The 21479-nt window shown below is 54.1% G+C and carries 29 protein-coding genes and 1 pseudogene; all 30 read left to right on the top strand.

All coding sequences use genetic code 11. The features are described from left to right. The first annotated feature begins 84 nt into the window (after window positions 1-84). Entirely contained in the window at window positions 85-1008 is a 924-nt protein-coding gene (locus B5G37_RS11940) for a lambda-exonuclease family protein (protein WP_158099414.1), read from the top strand. Between the two features lie 13 nt (window positions 1009-1021). Then, window positions 1022-1849: a recombinase RecT gene (locus B5G37_RS11935; RefSeq protein WP_087257862.1), complete on the top strand. Its 828-nt coding sequence runs from the start codon at window positions 1022-1024 to the stop codon at window positions 1847-1849. Further along, a complete protein-coding gene (locus B5G37_RS11930) occupies window positions 1843-2265 on the top strand; it encodes a single-stranded DNA-binding protein (protein WP_087257859.1) in 423 nt (140 codons plus the stop codon). Before B5G37_RS11935 ends, B5G37_RS11930 begins: the two co-directional genes overlap by 7 nt. Then, window positions 2243-2635, top strand: coding sequence for a DUF1064 domain-containing protein (locus B5G37_RS11925; RefSeq protein WP_087257856.1), 393 nt, complete (start codon window positions 2243-2245; stop codon window positions 2633-2635). The genes B5G37_RS11930 and B5G37_RS11925 overlap by 23 nt, the downstream gene beginning before the upstream one ends. A 430-nt stretch (window positions 2636-3065) precedes the next feature. Continuing rightward, window positions 3066-3215 carry a hypothetical protein gene (locus B5G37_RS15595; protein ID WP_204217924.1) on the top strand — a complete coding sequence of 50 codons (150 nt, stop codon included), beginning with the start codon at window positions 3066-3068 and terminating at the stop codon, window positions 3213-3215. Between the two features lie 54 nt (window positions 3216-3269). After that, window positions 3270-3512, top strand: coding sequence for a helix-turn-helix domain-containing protein (locus B5G37_RS11915; protein WP_158099413.1), 243 nt, complete (start codon window positions 3270-3272; stop codon window positions 3510-3512). A gap of 206 nt (window positions 3513-3718) precedes the next feature. Continuing rightward, window positions 3719-3976: a hypothetical protein gene (locus B5G37_RS11905; RefSeq protein WP_087257844.1), complete on the top strand. Its 258-nt coding sequence runs from the start codon at window positions 3719-3721 to the stop codon at window positions 3974-3976. Next, window positions 3976-4251, top strand: coding sequence for a hypothetical protein (locus B5G37_RS11900; protein ID WP_087257842.1), 276 nt, complete (start codon window positions 3976-3978; stop codon window positions 4249-4251). Before B5G37_RS11905 ends, B5G37_RS11900 begins: the two co-directional genes overlap by 1 nt. A gap of 17 nt (window positions 4252-4268) precedes the next feature. Then, entirely contained in the window at window positions 4269-5738 is a 1470-nt protein-coding gene (locus tag B5G37_RS11895) for a DUF4942 domain-containing protein (RefSeq protein WP_087257839.1), read from the top strand. Then, the gene (locus tag B5G37_RS11890; RefSeq protein ID WP_087257836.1) at window positions 5722-5937 is read left to right on the top strand and encodes a hypothetical protein; all 216 of its coding nucleotides are present in this window, start codon (window positions 5722-5724) and stop codon (window positions 5935-5937) included. The genes B5G37_RS11895 and B5G37_RS11890 overlap by 17 nt, the downstream gene beginning before the upstream one ends. Before the next feature lie 2 nt (window positions 5938-5939). Continuing rightward, window positions 5940-6338 (top strand): YodL domain-containing protein, encoded by a 399-nt coding sequence (locus B5G37_RS11885; RefSeq protein WP_087257833.1) that lies wholly within the window; start codon window positions 5940-5942, stop codon window positions 6336-6338. After that, entirely contained in the window at window positions 6328-6741 is a 414-nt protein-coding gene (locus tag B5G37_RS11880; RefSeq protein ID WP_087257831.1) for a hypothetical protein, read from the top strand. The genes B5G37_RS11885 and B5G37_RS11880 overlap by 11 nt, the downstream gene beginning before the upstream one ends. A gap of 170 nt (window positions 6742-6911) precedes the next feature. Then, window positions 6912-8513: a PBSX family phage terminase large subunit gene (locus B5G37_RS11875; RefSeq protein ID WP_242962880.1), complete on the top strand. Its 1602-nt coding sequence runs from the start codon at window positions 6912-6914 to the stop codon at window positions 8511-8513. Then, window positions 8510-8707 (top strand): hypothetical protein, encoded by a 198-nt coding sequence (locus tag B5G37_RS11870; RefSeq protein WP_087257828.1) that lies wholly within the window; start codon window positions 8510-8512, stop codon window positions 8705-8707. Before B5G37_RS11875 ends, B5G37_RS11870 begins: the two co-directional genes overlap by 4 nt. After that, a complete protein-coding gene (locus B5G37_RS11865; protein ID WP_087257825.1) occupies window positions 8704-10068 on the top strand; it encodes a hypothetical protein in 1365 nt (454 codons plus the stop codon). The genes B5G37_RS11870 and B5G37_RS11865 overlap by 4 nt, the downstream gene beginning before the upstream one ends. Before the next feature lie 13 nt (window positions 10069-10081). Next, window positions 10082-11620 (top strand): phage minor capsid protein, encoded by a 1539-nt coding sequence (locus tag B5G37_RS11860; RefSeq protein WP_087257822.1) that lies wholly within the window; start codon window positions 10082-10084, stop codon window positions 11618-11620. Continuing rightward, entirely contained in the window at window positions 11620-11799 is a 180-nt protein-coding gene (locus B5G37_RS11855; protein WP_087257819.1) for a hypothetical protein, read from the top strand. The genes B5G37_RS11860 and B5G37_RS11855 overlap by 1 nt, the downstream gene beginning before the upstream one ends. A gap of 201 nt (window positions 11800-12000) precedes the next feature. Beyond that, window positions 12001-12564, top strand: coding sequence for a phage scaffolding protein (locus tag B5G37_RS11850; RefSeq protein WP_158099412.1), 564 nt, complete (start codon window positions 12001-12003; stop codon window positions 12562-12564). 3 nt (window positions 12565-12567) lie between these two features. Continuing rightward, the gene (locus B5G37_RS11845) at window positions 12568-13440 is read left to right on the top strand and encodes a hypothetical protein (RefSeq protein ID WP_087257814.1); all 873 of its coding nucleotides are present in this window, start codon (window positions 12568-12570) and stop codon (window positions 13438-13440) included. An 11-nt stretch (window positions 13441-13451) separates the two neighbouring features. Beyond that, entirely contained in the window at window positions 13452-13709 is a 258-nt protein-coding gene (locus tag B5G37_RS11840; RefSeq protein WP_087257811.1) for a hypothetical protein, read from the top strand. A gap of 15 nt (window positions 13710-13724) precedes the next feature. Then, the gene (locus tag B5G37_RS11835; protein WP_087257809.1) at window positions 13725-14078 is read left to right on the top strand and encodes a hypothetical protein; all 354 of its coding nucleotides are present in this window, start codon (window positions 13725-13727) and stop codon (window positions 14076-14078) included. Further along, window positions 14075-14446, top strand: coding sequence for a phosphoribosylformylglycinamidine synthase subunit PurQ (locus tag B5G37_RS11830; protein WP_143482941.1), 372 nt, complete (start codon window positions 14075-14077; stop codon window positions 14444-14446). Before B5G37_RS11835 ends, B5G37_RS11830 begins: the two co-directional genes overlap by 4 nt. Continuing rightward, window positions 14443-14871: a minor capsid protein gene (locus tag B5G37_RS11825; protein WP_087257803.1), complete on the top strand. Its 429-nt coding sequence runs from the start codon at window positions 14443-14445 to the stop codon at window positions 14869-14871. Before B5G37_RS11830 ends, B5G37_RS11825 begins: the two co-directional genes overlap by 4 nt. Further along, window positions 14868-15305 (top strand): hypothetical protein, encoded by a 438-nt coding sequence (locus B5G37_RS11820; protein WP_087257800.1) that lies wholly within the window; start codon window positions 14868-14870, stop codon window positions 15303-15305. Before B5G37_RS11825 ends, B5G37_RS11820 begins: the two co-directional genes overlap by 4 nt. After that, window positions 15306-15797 (top strand): hypothetical protein, encoded by a 492-nt coding sequence (locus B5G37_RS11815; protein ID WP_087257797.1) that lies wholly within the window; start codon window positions 15306-15308, stop codon window positions 15795-15797. A gap of 51 nt (window positions 15798-15848) precedes the next feature. Further along, a complete protein-coding gene (locus B5G37_RS11810) occupies window positions 15849-16262 on the top strand; it encodes a hypothetical protein (RefSeq protein ID WP_087257794.1) in 414 nt (137 codons plus the stop codon). Continuing rightward, a complete protein-coding gene (locus B5G37_RS11805) occupies window positions 16259-16822 on the top strand; it encodes a Gp15 family bacteriophage protein (protein WP_087257791.1) in 564 nt (187 codons plus the stop codon). The genes B5G37_RS11810 and B5G37_RS11805 overlap by 4 nt, the downstream gene beginning before the upstream one ends. A gap of 4 nt (window positions 16823-16826) precedes the next feature. Further along, window positions 16827-19292, top strand: a complete 2466-nt coding sequence (locus B5G37_RS11800) for a hypothetical protein (protein ID WP_087257788.1) — start codon at window positions 16827-16829, stop codon at window positions 19290-19292. An 8-nt stretch (window positions 19293-19300) separates the two neighbouring features. Beyond that, window positions 19301-19660 (top strand): hypothetical protein, encoded by a 360-nt coding sequence (locus B5G37_RS11795; protein WP_087257786.1) that lies wholly within the window; start codon window positions 19301-19303, stop codon window positions 19658-19660. 410 nt (window positions 19661-20070) lie between these two features. After that, window positions 20071-21479, top strand: a pseudogene (locus B5G37_RS15885) (hypothetical protein); the annotation flags it as partial.

Here is a 21479-nt window from a genome sequence, read left to right as displayed (position 1 = left end):
TTGGAGTTATTGGCTGTGACATCTGTGTGCAATCGGTGGATGCCGATGAATGCGCCGATTGCTTCCAGTGAAAGAGGTGATTCGATGATAACCAAAGTAAAGACTGCCAACCATGAGGAGTGGCTTGCCTTGCGTGGCCAGTACATTGGCGGGAGTGATGCGGCGGCGGTGGTTGGCCTGAATTCCTTTGTGTCCCCGTACTCCCTGTGGGCGGAAAAGACGGGGCGTGTGCCCGGATTTGCTGGGAATCTGGCCACGGAGGTGGGCACCTGGCTGGAGGAGTTCATTGCCCAGAAGTTCGCCCGGGAGACGGGGAAGAAGGTGCGCAAGTGCAACCTCAGTTTTCTCAACAGCAAGTACCCCTTTGCCATTGCAAACATTGACCGGGAGATTGTTGGAGAGGATGCGGGACTGGAGATCAAGTCCACGGACTCCATCAACCTGAAGAAGTTCAAGGGCGGGGAATATCCGGCAAACTACTATGTCCAGTGCGTCCACTACATGGCGGTGACTGGAAAGAAGCGGTGGTATCTGGCCGTACTAATTGGAAACCGTGAATTCAAGTGGTTCACCATCGAGCGGGACCAGGCCGAGATTGACGCTCTGATGGGCGCAGAGGCCGATTTTATGGAGCATGTGAAGAACAACACTCCACCGCCTCTGGATGGCTCACAGGCCACTTCTGAGGCCATCCTGGCCATGCACCCTGAGAGCGATGGGCCGGACTGTGACATCACTGTCTGCGCTCCTGACCTGCGCCGATATGTGGAACTCAAGCGGCAGATCAAGGAGCTGGAGGCAGAGGCGGCGCAGTGCTGCAACGTGGTCAAGGACTTCATGGGGGACTCCGGCGGTGGTGATTGCGACGGGTTCTGTGTTTCCTGGAGGACATCATCCCGGCGCACCTTTGATGCAAAGCGATTTGCAGCGGACAACCCCGATGTGGACTTGTCCGGCTACTACAACGAGACAACCACCCGGACCTTCCGGGTGACGCAAAGAAGTTAAGGAGGCTGTAAAAATGGCAGGCATGATTCAGAAGAAAGTGGAGAGCGTGGCCGAGAAAGGCAAGGCGCCCACCATGCAGTCCCACATCAAGCGGATGGAGGGGGAGATCAAAAACGCCCTTCCCGCCGTGATTACCCCTGAGAGATTTACCAGGATTGTGCTCTCAGCAATCTCCGCAAACCCCGACCTGGGCAAGTGCACACCGCAGAGTTTCCTTGGCGCCATGATGACCAGCGCCCAGCTTGGCCTGGAAGTCAATACACCACTGGGACAGGCCTATGTGCTGCCCTACAAGAATAAGGGCGTCCTGGAGGCCCAGTTCCAGCTTGGCTACAAGGGTCTCATTGATCTGGCATACCGCTCCGGCGAGGTGGAGGTCATCCAGGCCCATGTGGTTTATGAGAACGACGAGTTCGAGTGCGAGTATGGCCTGGAGCCCAAGCTGACCCACAAGCCGGCAGACCACGGCAGAGGTGATCCTGTCAAGGTATACGCCGTGTTCAAGACCAAGAGCGGCGGGTACGGCTTTGAGGTCATGAGCATGGAGGATGTGCGCCGCCATGCGGAGAAGCGCAGCAAGTCCTATTCCAGCGCCTACTCTCCGTGGAAAACCGACTTCGAGGAGATGGCCAAGAAAACCGTGCTCAAGCGGGTGCTGAAGTACGCCCCCCTCAAGTCTGATTTCGTCCGGGCGGCTGCTCAAGATGAGGTCATCAAAACGGATATGGCCCCGGATATGTACGATGTCCCGGCAGAGACCACCATCGAGGCGGAGTTCACGGAGGTTGTGGTTGACCAGGAGACTGGTGAAGTTGTGGAAGGAGCTGTGACACAGTGCTGAACCACATCACCATCATGGGACGCCTCACCCGTGACCCAGAATTGAGGTACACCCAGAGCGGCACCGCTGTGGCCGGGTTCTCCCTGGCCGTGGAGCGGGATTTCAAGGGAGACACCGGAGACAGGGAGACGGATTTCATCGACTGCGTGGCATGGCGCAGCACCGCTGAGTTTGTCTCCAGGTACCTCTCCAAGGGCCGCATGGCCATAGTGGATGGCCGTCTCCAGATGCGGGACTGGACAGATCGGGACGGCAACAAACGCCGCTCAGCTGAGGTGGTGGCAGATCACGTCTACTTCGGGGACTCCAAGCGGGAAGCCGGGACCTCACAGGGACAAATCACGGCATACCAGCCCATCGGAGAGGTAGATGCCTTTGAGGAGTTGAAAGACGATGACGGTGAACTTCCGTTCTAAAGTGAAATACGGCAATCGCAAGATCACCAGGGATGGGATGACCTTTGACTCTATCAAGGAGTACCGCCGATGGTGTGAGCTGTCACTTCTGGAGCGGGCCGGTGAGATCACGGGCTTGGAGAGACAGGTCAAATATGTGATTGTCCCGGCCCAATACGCTCCGGACACTGTGACAGCCCGTGGCAAGATCAAGCGGGGCAAGCTGCTGGAGCGGGAGTGTTCCTATGTGGCAGATTTCCGCTACCAGATGGACGGGGAGACCGTCGTTGAGGATGTGAAAGGCTGCAAGAAAGGGGCGGGCTACGAACTTTTCAAAATCAAAAGGAAACTGATGCTGTATCGATACGGGATCAGGGTCAAGGAGGTGTGAAAATGCCGAAACCTGGGGTAATGCTGTACTTCGATGTTCGGACTTGCCTGAAACGACTGACAACGGAGCAAAAGGGACAGCTATTCGAGGCGATCCTGGACTATGGGGAGCACAGGGTTGAGCCGGAGCTTGGAGACGACATTGGCTTGACCATTGCATGGGACTTCATTCGCCATATGGTAGACCGGGATGATAATCGCTATTCCGATATATCCAAGAAACGGTCTGAGGCTGCCACCAAGAGGTGGGAAAAGGAACATGCAAATGCACGCAGAAATATGCAAGCTGATGCAGACAGTGCAAATGCATACAGCACAATGCAAATGGATGCAAATGTACAAAATCCTGTGGCCTTCCGTGGATGTGAACAAAAACCTAGCAATGAATACCCGGAAAATTTACATGAAGCTATGCAAATGCATAACACCGGATGCAAACCGATGCAAACGATGCCAACTACAACTACAACGACATCTACACCTACACCTACAACTCCATCTACAGCTACAACCACAACAGCAACAACAACCCCTCCCTTGACCCAGGCGCCGAAAAACCCAGCGTCGCAGATGGACTTTGAAATAATGCGGCGGCAGAAAATTGAGATGCTCACACAGCAGAGGAGATGAAGCGCATGAGTAAATCGACCCAGGCCCAGCGGGTGCTGGAGTATATAGAGCAGTTCGGGAGCATCACTCAGATTGATGCCATTCAAGACCTTGGTGTGATGCGCTTGGCTGCCAGGATTGCAGATCTAAGACAACTGGGGTACTCCATATGCAGCACCACGGAAACCGTCAAAAACCGATACGGTGATACCTGCTACGTGAAACGGTATTTCCTGCATTTCGAGGAGGGAGAGGCAGTTGAAGGTTAAGACCAAGAAGCGTATATGCGGGTTGGTTTTCGGGCTGTGCTTCCTCAGCGCCTATGGTGTTTGTGGAAGTTTAGAATGCCAAACGATTGGGAATTTGTGCGGAGATGTTCTCTTGTTGACATTCCTTGTAGTTGGCACGTTCGCTGGCTATAAGGGTGGGTATATATGGTTTTGAGAAAATCACAGAAGGGAATCGAGATACAGGTATGAACAAGTACATTTACCACGGCGGAAAATCCGCTGAAGAAGGTCTTGCCACTGTATCGGTGGCAAAGACGCCCGGCACAGATCGTTACGACGTGCAATTTGAATTTTACAGTATATCGGCCGGCATGAATGCTCTGGAGGCAATCGTTCGGTGTTATGCGGAATATATGGGTGTGCCTCCATGTCATATCGCCAGTGTGCTTGGTGTTGTCACAAGTTCGGTACAAGGAACCGAGGTCAGGAAGGAGATAACGTGATGTTTCGATATAAGCCCAGCATTCCTGTGCCCTACAAGCGTCAGGGATATATATACTTCAGGTCCCTGCAATACCCCAATATGTCAGAGAAGGATAGACAGCGCATCCGGGCGCTGTGCGAGCGCTCAGCGGGACATCTGAGTAAGGCCATGCTGGAGTATGTCACCACCGGGAACAGCGTCAAGGCTGTGTGTCACAGACACTTTATTGCATCGCCCACCAGCATCTACCGGGCGTTAAAGCGGTACTATGAACTCTTCCCGACGGATCTATAAGATGGGAGGCAGGAGAGATGTTTGGAATCCAATTTTACCCCACCCCGAAGCCCGTGGTGGAAATGATGATGGACAAGGTGGAATGGTCCGGTGTCCGCTTTGTGCTGGAGCCGTCCGCAGGGAAAGGAGACATTGTGGACGGAGTGGCCAAGCGGCTGAAAGGCAAGGTACACCAGATCGAGTGCGTGGAAATCGACCCGGATTTGCGGGAGGTGCTGCGGGGCCGTGGCTGCTGCGTGGTAGGAGACGACTTCCTCCGATGGAGTAGCTACACCCGGTACGACCTAGTGGTGATGAACCCGCCATTCAAGGACGGGGACAAGCACCTTGCCCACGCCCTGGACCTGATGCGGCACGGTGGGCAAATCGTGTGCCTCCTCAATGCGGCCACTTTACAGCGCACTGAGAGCGCATTTCGGGCCGACCTGTACAGGAGGCTCAAAGAGTACGGGGCGACCATTGAGACGCTGCATGGGGCCTTTTCTGGGGCAGAGAGGCGCACCGACGTGGATGTGTCGTTGGTGTATGTCAACATCCCTCGGGAAAGCGAGGATGATTCCTTGCTAGAGGATTTGACCGAAGCGGAGGTGATGGACGGCACAGGCGGAGATGTCAACGACCTGGTGGACGCTGATTTTTTCCGGGGCCTGGTGCAGCGGTACAACTACGAGGCCCGGGCGGGGCTGGAGATCATCGACCATTATGAGCGACTGAAAAAGTACATCCCCTGTCAGGACGGGACAGGGGAAACCCAGATCATCAATCTATCGGTTGCCACCAAGGAGTTCAAGTACGTCGCCGACGGTGTGATGTCCAAAGAAAACGCATACCTGCGGGAGCTGCGGCACAAATACTGGGAAGCCTTGTTCGCTTCCCGTGAAATGCAGGGCATGATGACCCGTGATGTTCGGGAGAAGTACATGGCAAAGCTGGAGCAGTTCCGGTCCTATGATTTCACCTTGGCAAACATCTTCCAGATCAAGATTGACCTGTCAAAGGCCCTTGTTCAGAACGTGGAGGATGCCATTCTTGCCATGTTTGACAAGCTGACATATCAGCACTCCATGAGCAAAAACACAAACGTGCACTACTACGACGGATGGAAAACCAATGACTGCTGCAAGGTAAAGGCAAAAGTGATCGTTCCATTCTACGGACTATACGACAACCGCTGGGGAGGCTCATGGAGTGAGTACAAGGCCAGGGACTATTTGATGGAGCTGGAAAAGGTGCTCACTTATCTGGACAACGGGAGGACGGACGGTATGACGTGTGACAAGGTGATCATGGAAACCTTTCACGCCTTTCGGTACAGCGGCGAAAAAATCCGCTGCAAGTATTTTGACCTGGAGTTCAAGAAGAAAGGCACTGTGCACATCTTCTTCACGAATGATGAGGTGTTGAAGAAATTCAACATCTTCGGGGGACGAAAAAAGAACTGGCTGCCGCTGCATTGCCAAGAGGGATGCTGTGCGGACTGTCTTTGAAGCTGCCGGTAAAATCCTTTGGGGCTATGAGGTTCCGCCCAAGGATGACCAGCAGCTGATAGCCGAGGACATCTGGCAGGTGATCCGGCACCAGCTGTTTTTGGACTCCGGGAGCACCGACACATGGAGGGTGGATGCACGGGAGGCTATCCAGTGGGGGCCTGAGCCCTTGCCAATGATTAAGCGGATTGAGGAGTAGTTATGGACATCAAAATTTATCAGATCAACAGAACCCGGGATGTCGACCGAATCAAGTTCCTGGGGATGGACAGCCTTCCGGCTTTCCAGGGTAATCGGGACATCAACAGCAGGATCTACGACATGGTGTATCAGGGAAGCGTGGAAGCGGGAGATTTGGAAAATGTCTACCGCATGTTCAACAAAGATCGCCCGCAGGATTTCAAAGGACACTCCCTTTCCGTATCGGACGTAGTGGAGGTCGTGGATGGACAGGGAGAGGTTCCAGGATTCTATTTCTGCGACTGCATCGGTTTTCGGCGTGTGGAGTTCCATCCTGAGTTGGCCTCAAATCCAGGCGCACCAGAACGGTGTAGGCCATGGGCGGCATGGCTTGAGAGGAGGATGCGTCATGTCGTATGACGGCACCATGACCATCAAAGAGCTATCACAGCTGTACCACCTCAACCGTGAAATCGAAATGGATCGGATGAGGCTCAGAAACCTTGAAGCCAGAGCGCAGCCTGGGGCGCAGGTCATCACCGGTATGCCTCACACTCCCGGCACCAAGGACAAGGTGGGCGAGTGTGCGGCGGAAATTGCGGATCTTCGGGGGATCATTGAAGCCAAACACAAGCAGTGCCTCTATGAGCGGGCCAGACTGGAGCGGTACATAGCCGGTATTGATGACAGCCTTACCCGTCAGATGTTTAAGCTGAGATTCGTCAACGGCCTGACCTGGAGGCAGGTGGCCGCCTGCATCGGTGGTGGGAATACCGATGACGGATGCCGAAAAGCGGTGCAGCGCTATCTGAGAAAGAATTAAAGTTGTCCGTTTTGTCCGGTGTGAATGTGCTACACTGATATAGTAGGTGTATGCCAAATTGGTACATCTCCTTGGTAGAGTGGCGAACCGGAGGCCAGGCTGAATGAGAAAAGCCACGGCCTCCGGTTCGCTATTTTCATATCTCAGGTTGAAAAAGCGAGGGGGGCTGGATGGCTTCGAGGTTGACGGATCGGAGAAAGAAAAAAATCATTGCGGACTACGTCCAGACCGAAAATTACACCGCCACTGCGAAAATGAATGGCGTTTCTCCCAACACGGTGAAGAAGTTAGTGCAGGGAAATGCAGAAACTGCGGCTATGCTCACCCAAAAAAGGGATGAAAACACCAAGGACATTCTGGACTACATGGATGGGAAAAGAGATGTGGTGTGCCAGATTATTGATAAGGGCCTCACAGCCCTGAATGACCAGGAGCGATTGAATGAGGCGAGCCCCTCGCAGATCACCACGGCAATGGGTACGCTGATTGACAAGTTTACCCTGGCAGAGCAACGAAAGGCACAGACGGCTTCCGGTCCCTTTGAGATACCCGCCAGACTTGTGACATCTTCCTTTGTCGATGTCCACCGGGACATTTTGGAGCGTGGGCATACCGAGTATGTCCTGGACGGTGGGCGAGGGTCTACAAAGTCCTCCTTCATATCCCTAGAGATTCCGTCGCTGGTGGTTAACAACCCGCAGCTCCATGCAGTCTGCTGCCGTAAGGTGGGTAACACCATGAGGGACAGCGTGCACGCTCAAATCCTATGGGCTATTGATGCTCTGGGGCTTGGGGCTGACTTTGAATCCAAGGTTTCACCTCTGGAGATCACATACAAGCCGACAGGCCAGAAAATCTATTTCCGTGGTGCGGACGACCCCATCAAGATCAAATCAATCCGGCCGAAATTTGGGTATATCGGAATCCTGTGGTTTGAGGAGCTGGATCAGTTCAGCGGTGATGCTGAGTGCAGAAATATTCAGCAGTCTGTCATCCGTGGCGGAGACGATGCCTATATCTTCAAGTCATTCAACCCGCCCAAGTCGAAAAGCAACTGGGCCAACAAGTACCTTGTGCAGCCGAAGGAAAACCGGCTGGTGACCCATTCTACGTATCTCAGTGTTCCGCCCGGTTGGCTTGGAAAGGCGTTTCTGGATGAAGCGGAATACCTGAGGAAGATCAACCCAGCGGCCTATGAGCATGAGTATCTGGGGGTGCCAAACGGAGATGGTGGCATGGTCTTTGAGAACGTGGTCCTTGAGGAAATCTCTGACGAACAGATCAAGGCCTTTGATAGAGTCCTCAATGGATTGGACTGGGGCTATTATCCCGACCCCTGGGCATTCAATCGAATGCACTTCGATGCGGCCAGGCGGGTACTGTATATCTTCGATGAGCTGCGGGCCAAGAAGAAGGGAAACCGGGAGACGGCTGATCTGTTGCTGTCCCATGGAATCACCTACGATGACCGTATCACGGCGGACAGCGCAGAGCCCAAGAGCGTGGGGGACTATCGCTCCTATGGGTTTGACTGCCGGGGGGCAGAGAAGGGCCCAGGCAGCGTAGAGTACTCCATGAAGTGGTTCCAGTCGCTGGTCAAAATTGTGATAGACCCCAAGAGGTGCCCGCATACGGCGGAGGAGTTTACCTCCTATGAGTATGAGCGGAGCAAGGATGGGGAGATCATCAGCGGGTACCCAGACCGGGACAACCATCACATTGACGCCTGCCGATATGCAACTGAGCAAATTTGGAGGAGAAGAGGGCAATGAGAAAACTGAAAGAGTGGTTTCTGCTCACATTCCTGCCTGGGTGGGCCAAGGAGACAGTGCTCAGGGACAATAGAGCGCTCCAGCAGAAGCTGGACGCCCAACGGGCTGAGCTGGATCGCCTGAGGGCCTATGTGGACGGTCTGGAATTTGCCATCCGCCGCCGTGTGGTAGTCAAAAACGAGGTGGGCAAATGAGCGTGTTCAGCACAATTACCAGCAAGAGATACGGGTATGAAAACGCCTTTGGCGCATCTGATTGCACATCCAGCCAGATGCAGGACGCCATAAGCGAGTGGTTTGACCTGTTTTATCGACGGGACAGATCAAAGCAGGAAGATCCTTGCCAAATGATTCCCTATGCTGTGGTGAACAAGATCACAAAAACAGCTTTTGCTGAATACTCGGCAAAGGGGAAGAATGACTTTGCATCCAGTGTGCTCCACGGGTTAGATAATATTGCTGTTCGGGCCATGCATGATGCCTTGATTGGCGGACTGGCGTACATCAAACCGTTCCCTATGGGTAACAGGTTTGTCTATTCCAGCATTTCCAGAAACAATCTCCTGGTGTTCGGGAAGGATGTGGAGGGGAACCCAACAGACATCGGCTGTGCGGAGCGGACCATTGTGGGGAATGTCTACTACACCCTGCTGGAACGGCGCACGGTGGGCACGGATGGGCTTCTGACCATCCGAAATAAACTGTATCAATCTTCCAGTGATGATGTGTTGGGCAGACCGGCTCCGCTGACCAGCGTACCACGATATGCCGCACTGCCTGTGTCGTATACGTACCCCCAGCCCATCGGACTCGGGATGATCCCGTTGCGGTGCCCGGTTCCCAACTGCGTGGATGGGAGCACGGACCCTGTCAGTGTGTATGCAGCGGCGGTGGGGCTGATCCACAATATCAACCGGAATGAGGCAGAACTGTCCGGGGAGTTTGAACGAGGAAAGAGCCGCCTGGTGGTTTCTTCGGATATGTTGAAACGCCGGGATGGAAGCAAGGAACTTGTACTTGCTGATGATGTGTTTGTCGGGCTGGATGATAACCCGGAGGATGTTGGAATCACCATCTTTTCTCCGGCCCTGCGAGAGCAGTCCTTCCTGGCCAGAAAGACCGAGTATCTCCGCAATGTGGAGGGGATCATTGGCCTTAAGAGAGGTCTGCTGAGCGAGGTAGAGAGCGCCGAGCGCACGGCCACAGAGGTGACTTCCAGCGCCGGAGATTACAACCTGACTATCATCGACTTCCAGCGGATGTGGGAAAATGCAGTTAGAGAGGCGCTTGTGCTGTGCGGTGCTCTGGGCCGAATGTACCGCATCCAGGGGGCTGTTGACCTGAAAGGGGATGCTGCCATCATCGACTGGGGAAATGGGGTGCTCTATGACGAGAGCAAGACATGGACGGATTACAAGGCTATGGTGGCCGCTGGGCTGCTCCGCCCAGAGATTGCGGTAGGATGGTATTTCAATATGCCCACGAATACAGCCAAGGATCTGGAAGCAGTACGGGAGCGGTATATGCCGGCGCTGGAGGCTATGATGGATGTGTGAGGTGGTGTAGGTCATGGCTCTGACCCCAGAGCAGATTGCTGGATTTCGGGCGGCGTCTGAGGAGATCGCCCAGCCGGTCATCGACTGGCTGCTGCGTGACATCACAGAGCGGGTGGCCGGGGCCGGTAAGATGACCAGCACCGCCGCCTATGAGATTTACAGGGCGGAGGCCCTGGGCGCCGCCAAGAAGGACCTGGAGGACTTCCTGGCCAAGCAGCTTGGGCTGTCCAACAGTGAGGTGGAGAACCTCTTCCAGGAGGCCGCACAGATGGCGCAGGAGGACGATTTCGCCAGGGTTGGGGCTGCGATATCGGATGCGGGAAGGGCCACCCTGGAGCGCCTGACAAGGGCCGCTGTGGGGCTGGTTGGGGAGGAGCTGCGCAATATCACCCAGACCGCCGGGATGGTGTCCCCCATCACTGGCAAGGCGGAGCCGCTCCAGAAGGTGTACCAGGAGTGCATGGACGAGGCGGTGAAGCTGGTGGCCACCGGAGCCACCAGCTATCAAGAGGCAGCCAGACAGGCCACCCGCAAGCTGGCCAGCCGGGGAATTGTGTCCATCGACTACGCCAGCGGGGTGACCACCGAACTGGGAGCGGCTGTCCGGCGAAACCTGATGGGTGGCATGGGCCTGCTGGTGGAGCAGGTGACCCAGCAAGACCACGACGACCTGGGGTGTGATGGGTGGGAAATCAGTGCCCACGCCAATAGCGCACCAGACCACGAACCAATTCAGGGACGTCAGTACAGCGATGCGGAATACGAGGCTCTGAATGCCAGCCTTGCCCGTCGCATTGGTACATTGAACTGTGGTCATGTGGCCATACCGATCATCCTTGGAGTCAGTCTTCCCCAGTATACCGATGAGGAACTGGCCAGCTTCCGAGATGAGAACGCCCGGGGCGTAACCTGGGAAGGGCGGCACATGACCGGCTACGAGGCCACCCAATACCAAAATCGCATCGAGCGGAACATCAGGCTCCAGAAACGTCGAGTGCTGATGGATGAGGCGGCTGGAGACGAGGAGCAGCTGATCACCGACAGCATCAAACTCACACGGCTGAACCAGGAGTACGCCAGATACAACAAGGCCATGGGCTTCAAGAGCCGGGCGCAGCGGCTGGAGACTGTTGGCTGGGGAAGAAGTCAGGCGGCAAGGGCTTCGTACCTTGCAAGAAAGCAGAAAATGGAGTACAATAAGAAAAAACAGGCGGCACTTGATGTAATCCGTTCTGCAGATATGCCTAAAACGCTGAATCGAGGGAACCAGCTCAAACACATCAAGGAGGATGGACGGGACATTGGAAATCGCAGTTTCTTGTATGGAACTCTGGAAGATGCGCAAAAGCTGGTTGACAAGTATAGTGGTACAGGTGAACCGAAGATGGATCGGAATGGGAACTGGACGAATAAAGAGCACATTACTGCCGATCATATCATTGGCGTAGTTGTTGATCCTGATACCGGGGAATCTACACCAACGCACCGATTTTCCATTCATTACGGGAAACGTGGAACACATGTTGTACCAGCAAAGGAGGTAAAAGAATAATGACGCTCAAAGAGGCTCATGGGAAAAATGTTCGCATTACTCTGAACGACGGTTCCGTTTTTGAGGGGCTGGCGTATGACTACACCTCTGCGCTGGACAATGAACCGGACCCGGAGAGTATCACGATTGATCATACGGAACTCTTTGTTGATGAAATCAAGAGTATCGATCTGATCTGATCTGATGCGGAATTCAATCAAATACATTCAAAAGCACGGTGCGCATACGCCGTGCTTTTTCATGCCCACCCTGGCTTCATGAGGCCGAGGCGGGCTCTTTTTATACCCAAATACCCCCGGCCCAGGGGACTACAAAACGGGCGCCGCAAGAGGGGGACTGGCCCCACAAAAAGGACAGCGGTGAAGGAAAGGAAGGTCAATATGTTGGAATGGCTGAAGGAGATTCTGGGTGATAGCTACACCGATGAGATCGACAAGCTGGTGAGCACTGAAATCGGCAAGGGCTTTGTGGCAAAGGCGGACTTTGACGCCAAGAACACAGAGCTCAAGACGGTGAAGGGGCAGCTCGGTGAGGCCAATAAGGCCATCGAGGAGTTCAAAAACATGGACATCGACGGCGTGAGAAAGGCTGCTGATGACTGGAAAGCCAAGGCGGAGAAGGCTGAGCGGGACGCTGCCCAGCGCATTGCCGATATGGAGTTCGATGCGGTCCTCAAGGATGCCATCAATGCAGCAAAGGGCCGGAATGCCAAGGCGATCACTGCCCTGCTGGACGTGTCTGCCCTGAAACAGTCCAAGAACCAGGCGGAGGACATCAAGGCCGCACTGGAAGCCCTCCAGAAGGACAGCGCATATCTGTTCAGCGACGATTCCGCACTTCCTCCCCCGTATGCCCCCGGGGCTGGCAGTCAAAGCATGGGGCGAAATGATACCCTGACAGCCTCTATTCGAGCTGCTGCAGGGCTGAAAACGAAAGGAGAATAAGTAATGCCTAACGCTATTACGCTTGCACAGAAGTTTGTTCCGATTCTGGATGATATTTACAAAGAGGCCTCTTTGACCTCCATTCTGGACGGTGCGTCTGAACTTGTAAAGCAGGGATCTAACGCAAATGAGCTGATCATCCCCAAGATGTCTATGCAGGGGCTCGGAAACTATAACCGCAATAGCGGTTACGTTTCCGGAAACGTGACACTCACCAACGAGACTGTGAAGTGCAACTACGATCGTGGTCGTATGTTCTCTGTGGATTACCTGGATAATCTGGAGAGCGCTGGCGTTGCCTTTGGGAGTCTGTCCGGTGAATTTATCCGCACCAAGGTTGGTCCTGAGTTGGACGCTTTCCGATTTGCTCAGTATGCCAGCGCATCCGGAATTTCCACCACTGCTGGCGCAGTATTGAGGGACGGAGAAAAAGTTGTCGCTGCTCTGCGTGCGGCTGTATCTAAGATGGATGAGGACGAGGTTCCCGTGATGGAGCGCTATCTGTTCATCACCCCGTCCCTGCACGGTCTGGTGCAGGATCTGGACACCACTAAGAGCCGTGAAGTTCTCCAGAACTTTGCGGGTATCATCAAGGTACCTCAGACCCGATTCTATTCCAAAATCGATCTGAACGATGGAACAAGCTCCAGCCAGGAGGATGGCGGATACAAGAAAAACGCAAGCGGCAAGGACATCAACTTCATGATTATCCATAAGCCCGCAGTCATCCAGTTCCAGAAGCATGTCGCCCCCAAGATTGTAACACCTGACGCAAACCAGGAAGCTGATGCGTACAAGTTTGGTTACCGAAATGTCGGTATCGCAGATGTATATGAGAACAAGGTTGCCGGTATCTACCTGCACACCAAGGAATAAGAGGTGACCATATGGCTACGATCGACCGTAGACTTCTGGACCCTGATGGGGTGCCCGAGATTTCCGAAAACTTCAACCGTGTGTTGAATCTGGTAGACTCTGTGACCGGGAAACCTGGCCCTGCTGGTCCTCCTGGAAAAGATGGAGTTGGCATTGCATCCATCACCGGCTCCATCGACGGCGAGAACAACATCACCATTACCATCAATCTGACCGAGGGAGATCCGCAGGTTATCAAGGGAAAATTCACCCCGCCTGCCGGGGCCTGACGATAGGAGACAACTATGGTTGGATATGAGTTTTACGTCGGTTCATATTTCGGGCGAGCAATTCCTCTTGAGACATGGCCCGCCGCAGAACGTGAAGCGTCTGCACTACTTGCCAGGTACAAAAGGGATTACACAGTTACTGCACCCCCAGAGTCTATCAACGCTGAGGATATGGCCATCTGTGCGATGGCGGAAGTCATCTATGACCGTGCTGTAAAACTATCCGCTTCCATATCATCCGCATCCATCGGGAGTGTCTCTGTGAGTTATTCCACGCCTGCGGGCGTGGAATACTCTGAGAAGCAGCACGCCAGGAACGTCTACAACGCAGCCAGGCAGTACCTCGACATATACAGGGGGTGTGGATGATGCTGTTGCTGAAGCCACGAAATCCGGTATCGTATGCGCTGTGCAATCAGACGGTGACTATTTACCACATGGATGGACAGTCATGCACCAGGACAGTGAGGCATGACGCATTTCTGGACCACAAGAAAGTTCAGAGTGTGGATAAGACCGGCAGCCGGGAGGCCAGCAGCTTTCTGCTGGTTCTCCCTGGCTCTACGGTGCCAGTCTCCGTCGGTGATAAGGTTGTCCACGGAGAGGGCCCTGAGTGCCGTAACCGTGAGGACTGGGCTGCTCTGATTCCTGCAAAGGTACCGGGCCTCGTGGTGGTGCAGTATGTGGACGTGAAGCGATGGGCCGGGGAGATCGTGCATACGGAGGCGGGGGGATGAAAGCTACGGTGAAGATGAAGCCCACCGCCCAGATTGTCAAGCGAATCGGGCTTGATCAATCCGGCCAGGTCCAAAAGTTCTGGACCTCAACGGTGCTCCGGCGCATCATCCGATACATGCCCTATCAGTCCGGCATGACGATCAAGGTGACGGTGGCCCAGACCGACATCAACAAGCCGCTGATTGTGACGGACACCCCATATGCAAGGTTTTTGTACCACGGGAAACTGATGGTTGGCGATGTCACGGGCAGCCCGTGGGCCAGAAAAGGGGAGACTAAGCATGTTGTTGATACACCACTGAGCTACTCCAAGGCCAAGAACCCTCAAGCTGGGCCGTACTGGGACAGGAGACTGTCCGCCGCAGAGGGGAATGTCATGGCCAGGGAGCTGCAGAACTACATCGACAGGAGGGGTGGCAGATGACACCGCTGGAGACCATTCGGGCGTGGATTGCCACATACCCGGGCTATGACATTTTGAGCGCCTTTCAGTGTGACTTCACGGACCAAATCCCATCCAACGGTGGCATCTTCCCGTCCGGCCTCCTGGAGGTTAGCCGGAAAGAGGATATCCTGGGGAACGTAGAGGTGGAGAACCGATACAACTTCGGCCTCTACTATGTGTTCCTCAAATCCCCTGGGGACGATGTTGGGGCCACCGTCAATGCCGACTGGATCATGGACTTCCAGGAGTGGGTGCAGGCCCAGGGGATTCTTGGAGCGGCCCCGAAATTTGGCGATGAGACAATGTCTATCAAGGCAGAAAACGGCGTGTTATACGCCGCTGACGAAGAAGGAACTGCCACCTATATGGTGCAGCTCTCCGTGAATTTCAAAAAACGATTTGAGGTGAAATAAGTGGCGAAAATTGCGAGAAAACTGCTTGCCCACTTTATTAACGTGGACAAAACTGGTTCAACCGCTGTATATGAGCGACTGGGCAGCGATTTGGAGGAGTTCTCCCCTGAGCTGTCCGCAGAGGTGGAGTCTACCAAGAACATTCTGGGCGAGACGTCCATCAAGATTTCTTCTTATACCAAGACCGCATCCGTAGAGCCTTACTACGCTGACAGCGGCACTAAGCTGTATGAGCGGCTCCAGAAGATCATCGACAATGATCTTGTGCTGGATGACCTGAAGGCAGACGTGGTGGATGTGAAGCTGTGGGAGGAGGCTTCCCCCGAAAACAGCTATCCTGCTGTGAAGGAGGAGGTCATGATCGAGGTGGTCAGCTACGGTGGAGACACCACGGGCTATCAAATCCCCTTCAACCTCCACTATACCGGTGTTAAGACGGCTGGAACCTTCAACATCTCCACAAAAACCTTCACCCCTGCTGGTGCAGACTAATCAAAACGGGTGGGCAAATGCCCACCCGGTATTTTTTCAGGAGGAATCGCGATGGCTGATATTCTGACTTTTGATACTGGTGTAAAGGAATTCATCATCAATGGTGTTCCCGTGCGCTTTAATCCCGCAGACCCAAATCTGTATAGCCGGTTTTCTGATCTCCAGAGCGAAGTGGTACGCATTGAAGCAGACTTTGCGGAAAAGCGTGCTGGATGCACCGACACGGCCTCTCTGCTGGCTCTGACCAGCCAGTACGACAAGCGGGTCAAATCCATGCTGTCTGAGGTATTCGGCGGCGCCGATATGGACGCTGTATTCGGTGGGGCGAGTGTCATCTCCCCCACCGATGGCGGGAATATGGCAATCAAGAACTTTTTCGATTGCATTACCCCCATCATCCAGGATGGCGTGAAGGAGTATGCAAAACAGGAAGCCGTCCAGGCTCTGTCTGAGATCCAGCAATGAGCTACCGCATCCCACACGCCCTGGAGGTTGGAGGGAGAAGCTGGGACATTCGTACAGAATACCGGACGATTCTGAACATCATCAGCCGCCTGCAGGATGAGAGCAAACACCCTCAAGTGCGTGTTTTTGTGGCACTGTCCCTCTTTTATGTGGACTTTGCTGCTATGCCACAGACCCTGTACGAGGAAGCAGCGGACCAAATGATGTGGTTTATAGCCTGCGGGGAGGAGGACGATGGCAGACCCTCTCCCAAGCTGATCTACTGGGACTATGATGCAAACATGATAGCCTCCGACATCAACAAGGTGGCCGGACGTGAAATCCGTGGGGCGGAACCGCTCCACTGGTGGACATTTATCGGGCTTTACTGTGCGATTGGAGAGGGGCAGCTATCCGCCGTCGTCTCCATCCGGGACAAGCTGGCCCGGGGTAAAAAGCTGGAAAAATGGGAGCAGGAGTTCTTGTCCAGAAACAAGCGAAAGGTCATTCCGAAGAAGAAGAGAACAGCGGAGGAACAGGCGGAGGTAGACCGTATTAACGCACTGATAGACGGGAGGTGAGAGATTGGCAGACGGAAAAGTAACCATTGATACCTCGCTGGATAACGGCGGGTTTGAAAAAGGAGTAAAGAACATTGACAAGAGTTTTTCAGGCCTGAAATCGTCCCTCTCCGGCATTGGAAAGCTGATTGCCGGGGCCTTTGCTGTGGGTCAAGTCATCAGCTTTGGCAAAGCCTGCATCGAGCTTGGAAGCAACGTCGCAGAGGTGCAGAATGTCGTAGATGTAGCTTTTGGTGATATGACGTACAAGGTTGAGGAGTTTGCCGCTTCTGCTATCGAAAACTTTGGTATGTCCACCCTTGCGGCAAAGAAAACAGCATCCAATTACATGGCTATGGCACGTGGCATGGGTGTTGCCATGGACGAGGCCTCCAATATGTCCATCGCCCTGATTGGGTTGTCCGCCGATGTGGCTTCATTCTATAACCTGTCTCAGGAGGATGCAGCCTATAAACTGCAATCCGTGTTTACAGGAGAAACTGAAACGCTCAAGGAGTTGGGCGTGGTCATGACCCAGGTCAATCTCCAGAACTACGCCATGCAGCACGGGATGAACAGCAACATCCAGAGCATGACCCAGGCAGAGCAGGTGGCTTTGCGCTATGCCTATGTCACAGATGCCCTGGCCCTTGCGTCTGGGGACTTTGTCCGAACCCAGGACAGCTGGGCAAACCAGACCCGTATCTTATCCATGCAGTGGCAGGAGTTTATGTCCATCATCGGCCAGGCATTGACCACCATTCTTTTGCCCCTGGTGCGAACCCTCAACAGCATTGTTTCTGCACTGATATCCATGGCAACCGCTTTCGCATCGGTGATTGCCGGAATCTTCGGCGGGGAGGTAAAGCAGGTACAGCAGACCCAGACAGCTGTGTCAGGCGTGTCCAGCGGCATTTCTGAGGCTGTGGACAATCAAAACGCACTGACCGACGCCACGAAAGCCACCAACAAGGAGCAGGCCAAAAGTTTGGCATCCTTTGACCAGATCAACCGCTTGGCAGACGACACGTCATCCAGCAGCGGTGGAGGGGGCGGAGGGTCTGCTGGTGGTGCTGGTGCATCTGGAGGTGGAATCTCGCTGCCTGGAGTAGGCCAGGCCACAACTGATGTGGCTGCTATGACCGGCATGCTGGACAAGGTGACAGCGGCACTGTCTCCATTCCAATCGGCATTCGACACCGCTTTCTCGTCCATCGAGGCCGGTGCGGGCCGCATTGTCGGAGCATTTCAGACCGCCTGGCAGGATGTACAGACACTATCCACACCAATCCTTGCATGGATTCAGGGCGATCTGACCACGTTCTTCCAGACTGCCATCGTCACCATTGGAACGGTTGTTGGCGGTGTGATGGACAGTATGGGAATGGTGTTCCAGACCTCTTGGAGCGCCTTGATCTTCCCTGTGCTTCAGAAGATGACCACCGATATTCTCCCGTTCTGGACGCAGGTATACACGGAATGGTACAAGACACTGGGTGTGCTTTTTCAGGCGGTCAAAGAGATCTTCGACATGATCTGGATGGATGCTGTTGTTCCAGCTATGGAGTTGATTTTTGATGTGTGGAGCGATACATGGGACGCCCAGATTTCTGTGTGGGAGGAGCACGGCCGCCCGCTCTTTGATGCGATCAACGAGGCCATCAAAAAAGTCGGAGAATTCCTTCAAAATGTGTGGAACACCATCGTTTCTCCGGTCCTTGACTATGCTATGGACAAATTCAGCCAGGTTTGGGATGAATCCTTGCATCCTTTGGTGGAGAATGTCCTGGAATTTGCAGCAATTCTGGGAGAGACGGCCCTAGCAGTGCTGAACAACTTCATTCTCCCTGTGGTTGGATGGTTTGTGGACAGTTTTGGTCCCTCCATTGGTGGGGTGTTGGAGAATATCATTGACGGATTCTTCGGACTCGTTCGCTTTGTGTCTGATGCGGTGAACTCCATCGTCACGGTTGCGAAGGGATTTCTCCAGATTATCAAAGGAATCTTTACCGGTGATTTTGGCTCTGTTATGGATGGTTTCAAGAATATCTTCAAGGGTGCATTCAACTTTGTTTTGACCATGGCAGAGAACTTCATCAATTTCTTTGTGCGTGGCATCAACTCCATCATCTCCGGGCTGAACATGCTCAATTTCTCTATTCCGGATTGGGTTCCTGGAATTGGCGGAAAGCGGTTTGGCATCAACATCGGTAAGGTTTCAGAGGTCAGGCTGCCCCGACTTGCCACGGGCTCTGTGGTTCCTCCCAATAAGGAATTTGCAGCAATACTGGGTGATAACAAAACGGAGACGGAGATTGTCTCCCCGCTGTCCACCATGAAGCAGGCCCTTTTGGAGGCTCTTCAAGAGGCCGGAGTTGGCGGGTCCACCGAGGTGGTACTCAAGCTGGATGGGAAGGTTTTGGCCAGAAATCAGGTCAGGCACATCAATGATATGACTAGGGCGAGCGGCGCTCCTGTACTGATTGTGTGAGGTGAACCATGGAAGTATTGGTAATCAACGGCCGCGACTACTCCAAGTATGTGGAGCGGAAGGGGTATTCATGGTCGAGAAATGACCTGGACAGCCCAAACTCTGGCCGAGTAAAAAACGGAACTATGCGCCGCACGAAGGTTGCAGAAAAGAGAAGCTTGAAATATAACCTGGTTTCCATCCCGCAGCCTGAACTTGCACAGCTGGACACGGACATCAGAGAGAATACCTACCAGATGACGTATGAAGATCTGCACGGCGTAAAGACTGGGACTTTTTATTCATCGTCTCTGAGTGCGACGCTTGTGCAGGTATCCGGAGGGAAAAAGATCTGGGAAGGTGCATCATTTACAGCTACGGAGGTGTAGAAATGCAGCAGACGAGTGAACTTTGGAAAACACTCCTGGCCACGCCCGGAACATCAAGAGTATACAAGTTTTCTATCGACGGTGTGGAGATGGGGGAAAATACCGAATCGGATCACAGTGTGACACATTCGCTGTTTGAGAACCCCAGTATCGGTAATGCTCCCAGTGCCTCTTTGCACTATGAGGTGTATGCAGATGCCATTCAGAGAGGGCAGAAGATCCAGCGGTATGTACGCCTAGAACGTGGGAAACAGGTTTCTGAATGGCTCCCCGCCGGGGTGTTTTTCGTGAACACTGCAGATGTTGAGGATGGCCTGTGGACAGTGGATGCTGTGGATTCCATGCGAAAGGCAAACGTCCCCTGGATTCCTGAGCAGAATCTTGAGTTCCCAATGCCAATGGACAAGGTTATGGAGTTGACTGCACAGATCGTTGGCGTTGAGATTGATCCCAGGAGTGAGTTCGAGGCGACCTACTCCCTGGACTATCCTACGGAGGAGTACACCATCCGAAATCTATGGCAGTATGTGGCGGCGGCTCACGGAGGAAACATCATCATCACACAGGAAGGTAAGTTGCGTCTTGTGAAGATGTACGGTGAGCGTGATACCGCCACTGTTGCAGATGGCGACTACACATCCTTGGTGAACAATGGGAAGTGGCCACCTGTGAGCCGTGTCACCCTCATGAGAGATCAGTCCAATGGGGACACCGCCGGAGATGATACTGGCACAGAGATCAAAGGAACGTGCTTCACGGCAACACAGGAGATGGTAACCGACATCCTTGGACGGCTGCAGGGGATTGAGTACCAGGCGTACTCCTGCTCGGCTGCTGGACTTGATCCGGCGGCAGAATTGGGAGATGCCGTGGACTTTGGGGGGCTGCATGGCCTCGTTTGCCGAATTGAGGATGACGGATATGGTTTTCCGAATATCTCCTTCCCTGGGGAACGCCAGATGGATGAGCTGTACCCGGAGGATGGCCCAATCACCTCTGAGATGAAACGGGAAATCGGAAAAGCCAGAGCAGAAATTACAAAAACTGCCGAGGAGATTCGTCTTAAGATTTCGTCAGTTAACAAGAAAGTTGAATCATTGGAGAACACCTCCCTCACCGGATCTGCTACCGAATACTATCTGTCCACCAGCAAAACAGAACTGTCGGGAGGAAGCTGGAGCCAGACCGCCCCGGAGTGGACGGAGGGGAAATACATGTGGAGCCGCACCCGAACCACCCGGGCGGATGGCGGCACGTCATACAGTTCCCCCACCTGCATTGCCGGAGCCACGGGTCCTAAGGGTGAGCAAGGAGAAAAGGGCGAGACGGGAGCCCAAGGATCTCAGGGACCCAAAGGAGAAACTGGCCCCCAAGGTGCGCCGGGAGTCAAGGGCGAGGATGGACGGGGAGTGGCCAGCTCGGCGGTGCACTATCAGCTGCACACCTCGGGCACCACACCTCCCACGGGGACGTGGCAGACCAGTCCCCAGTCCATGACGGAAGCCAAGCCATACCTGTGGACCCGCACCACCCTGACCTACACCAGCGGCCCAGATTCTGTGTTCTATGCCGTATCCCGCAAGGGCGACAAAGGCGAGCAGGGATTAAAGGGAGACCCAGGTGAGCAAGGCATCCCAGGGACAGCGGGCGCCGATGGCAAGACCCCGTATCTCCACATTGCCTACGCCAACAATTCCACGGGAACTAGCGGATTCAGTACCACTAATGCCTCAGGAAAGCTGTATATTGGCCAGTATGTGGACTACACATCCAGCGATTCTACCGACCCCACCAAGTACGCCTGGACGAAAATCAAGGG

Origin of the sequence: Pseudoflavonifractor sp. An85 (genome assembly GCF_002161235.1) — a bacterium.
GTDB lineage: Bacteria > Bacillota > Clostridia > Oscillospirales > Oscillospiraceae > Enterenecus.
This window is presented reverse-complemented; position numbering and strand designations above follow the sequence as displayed.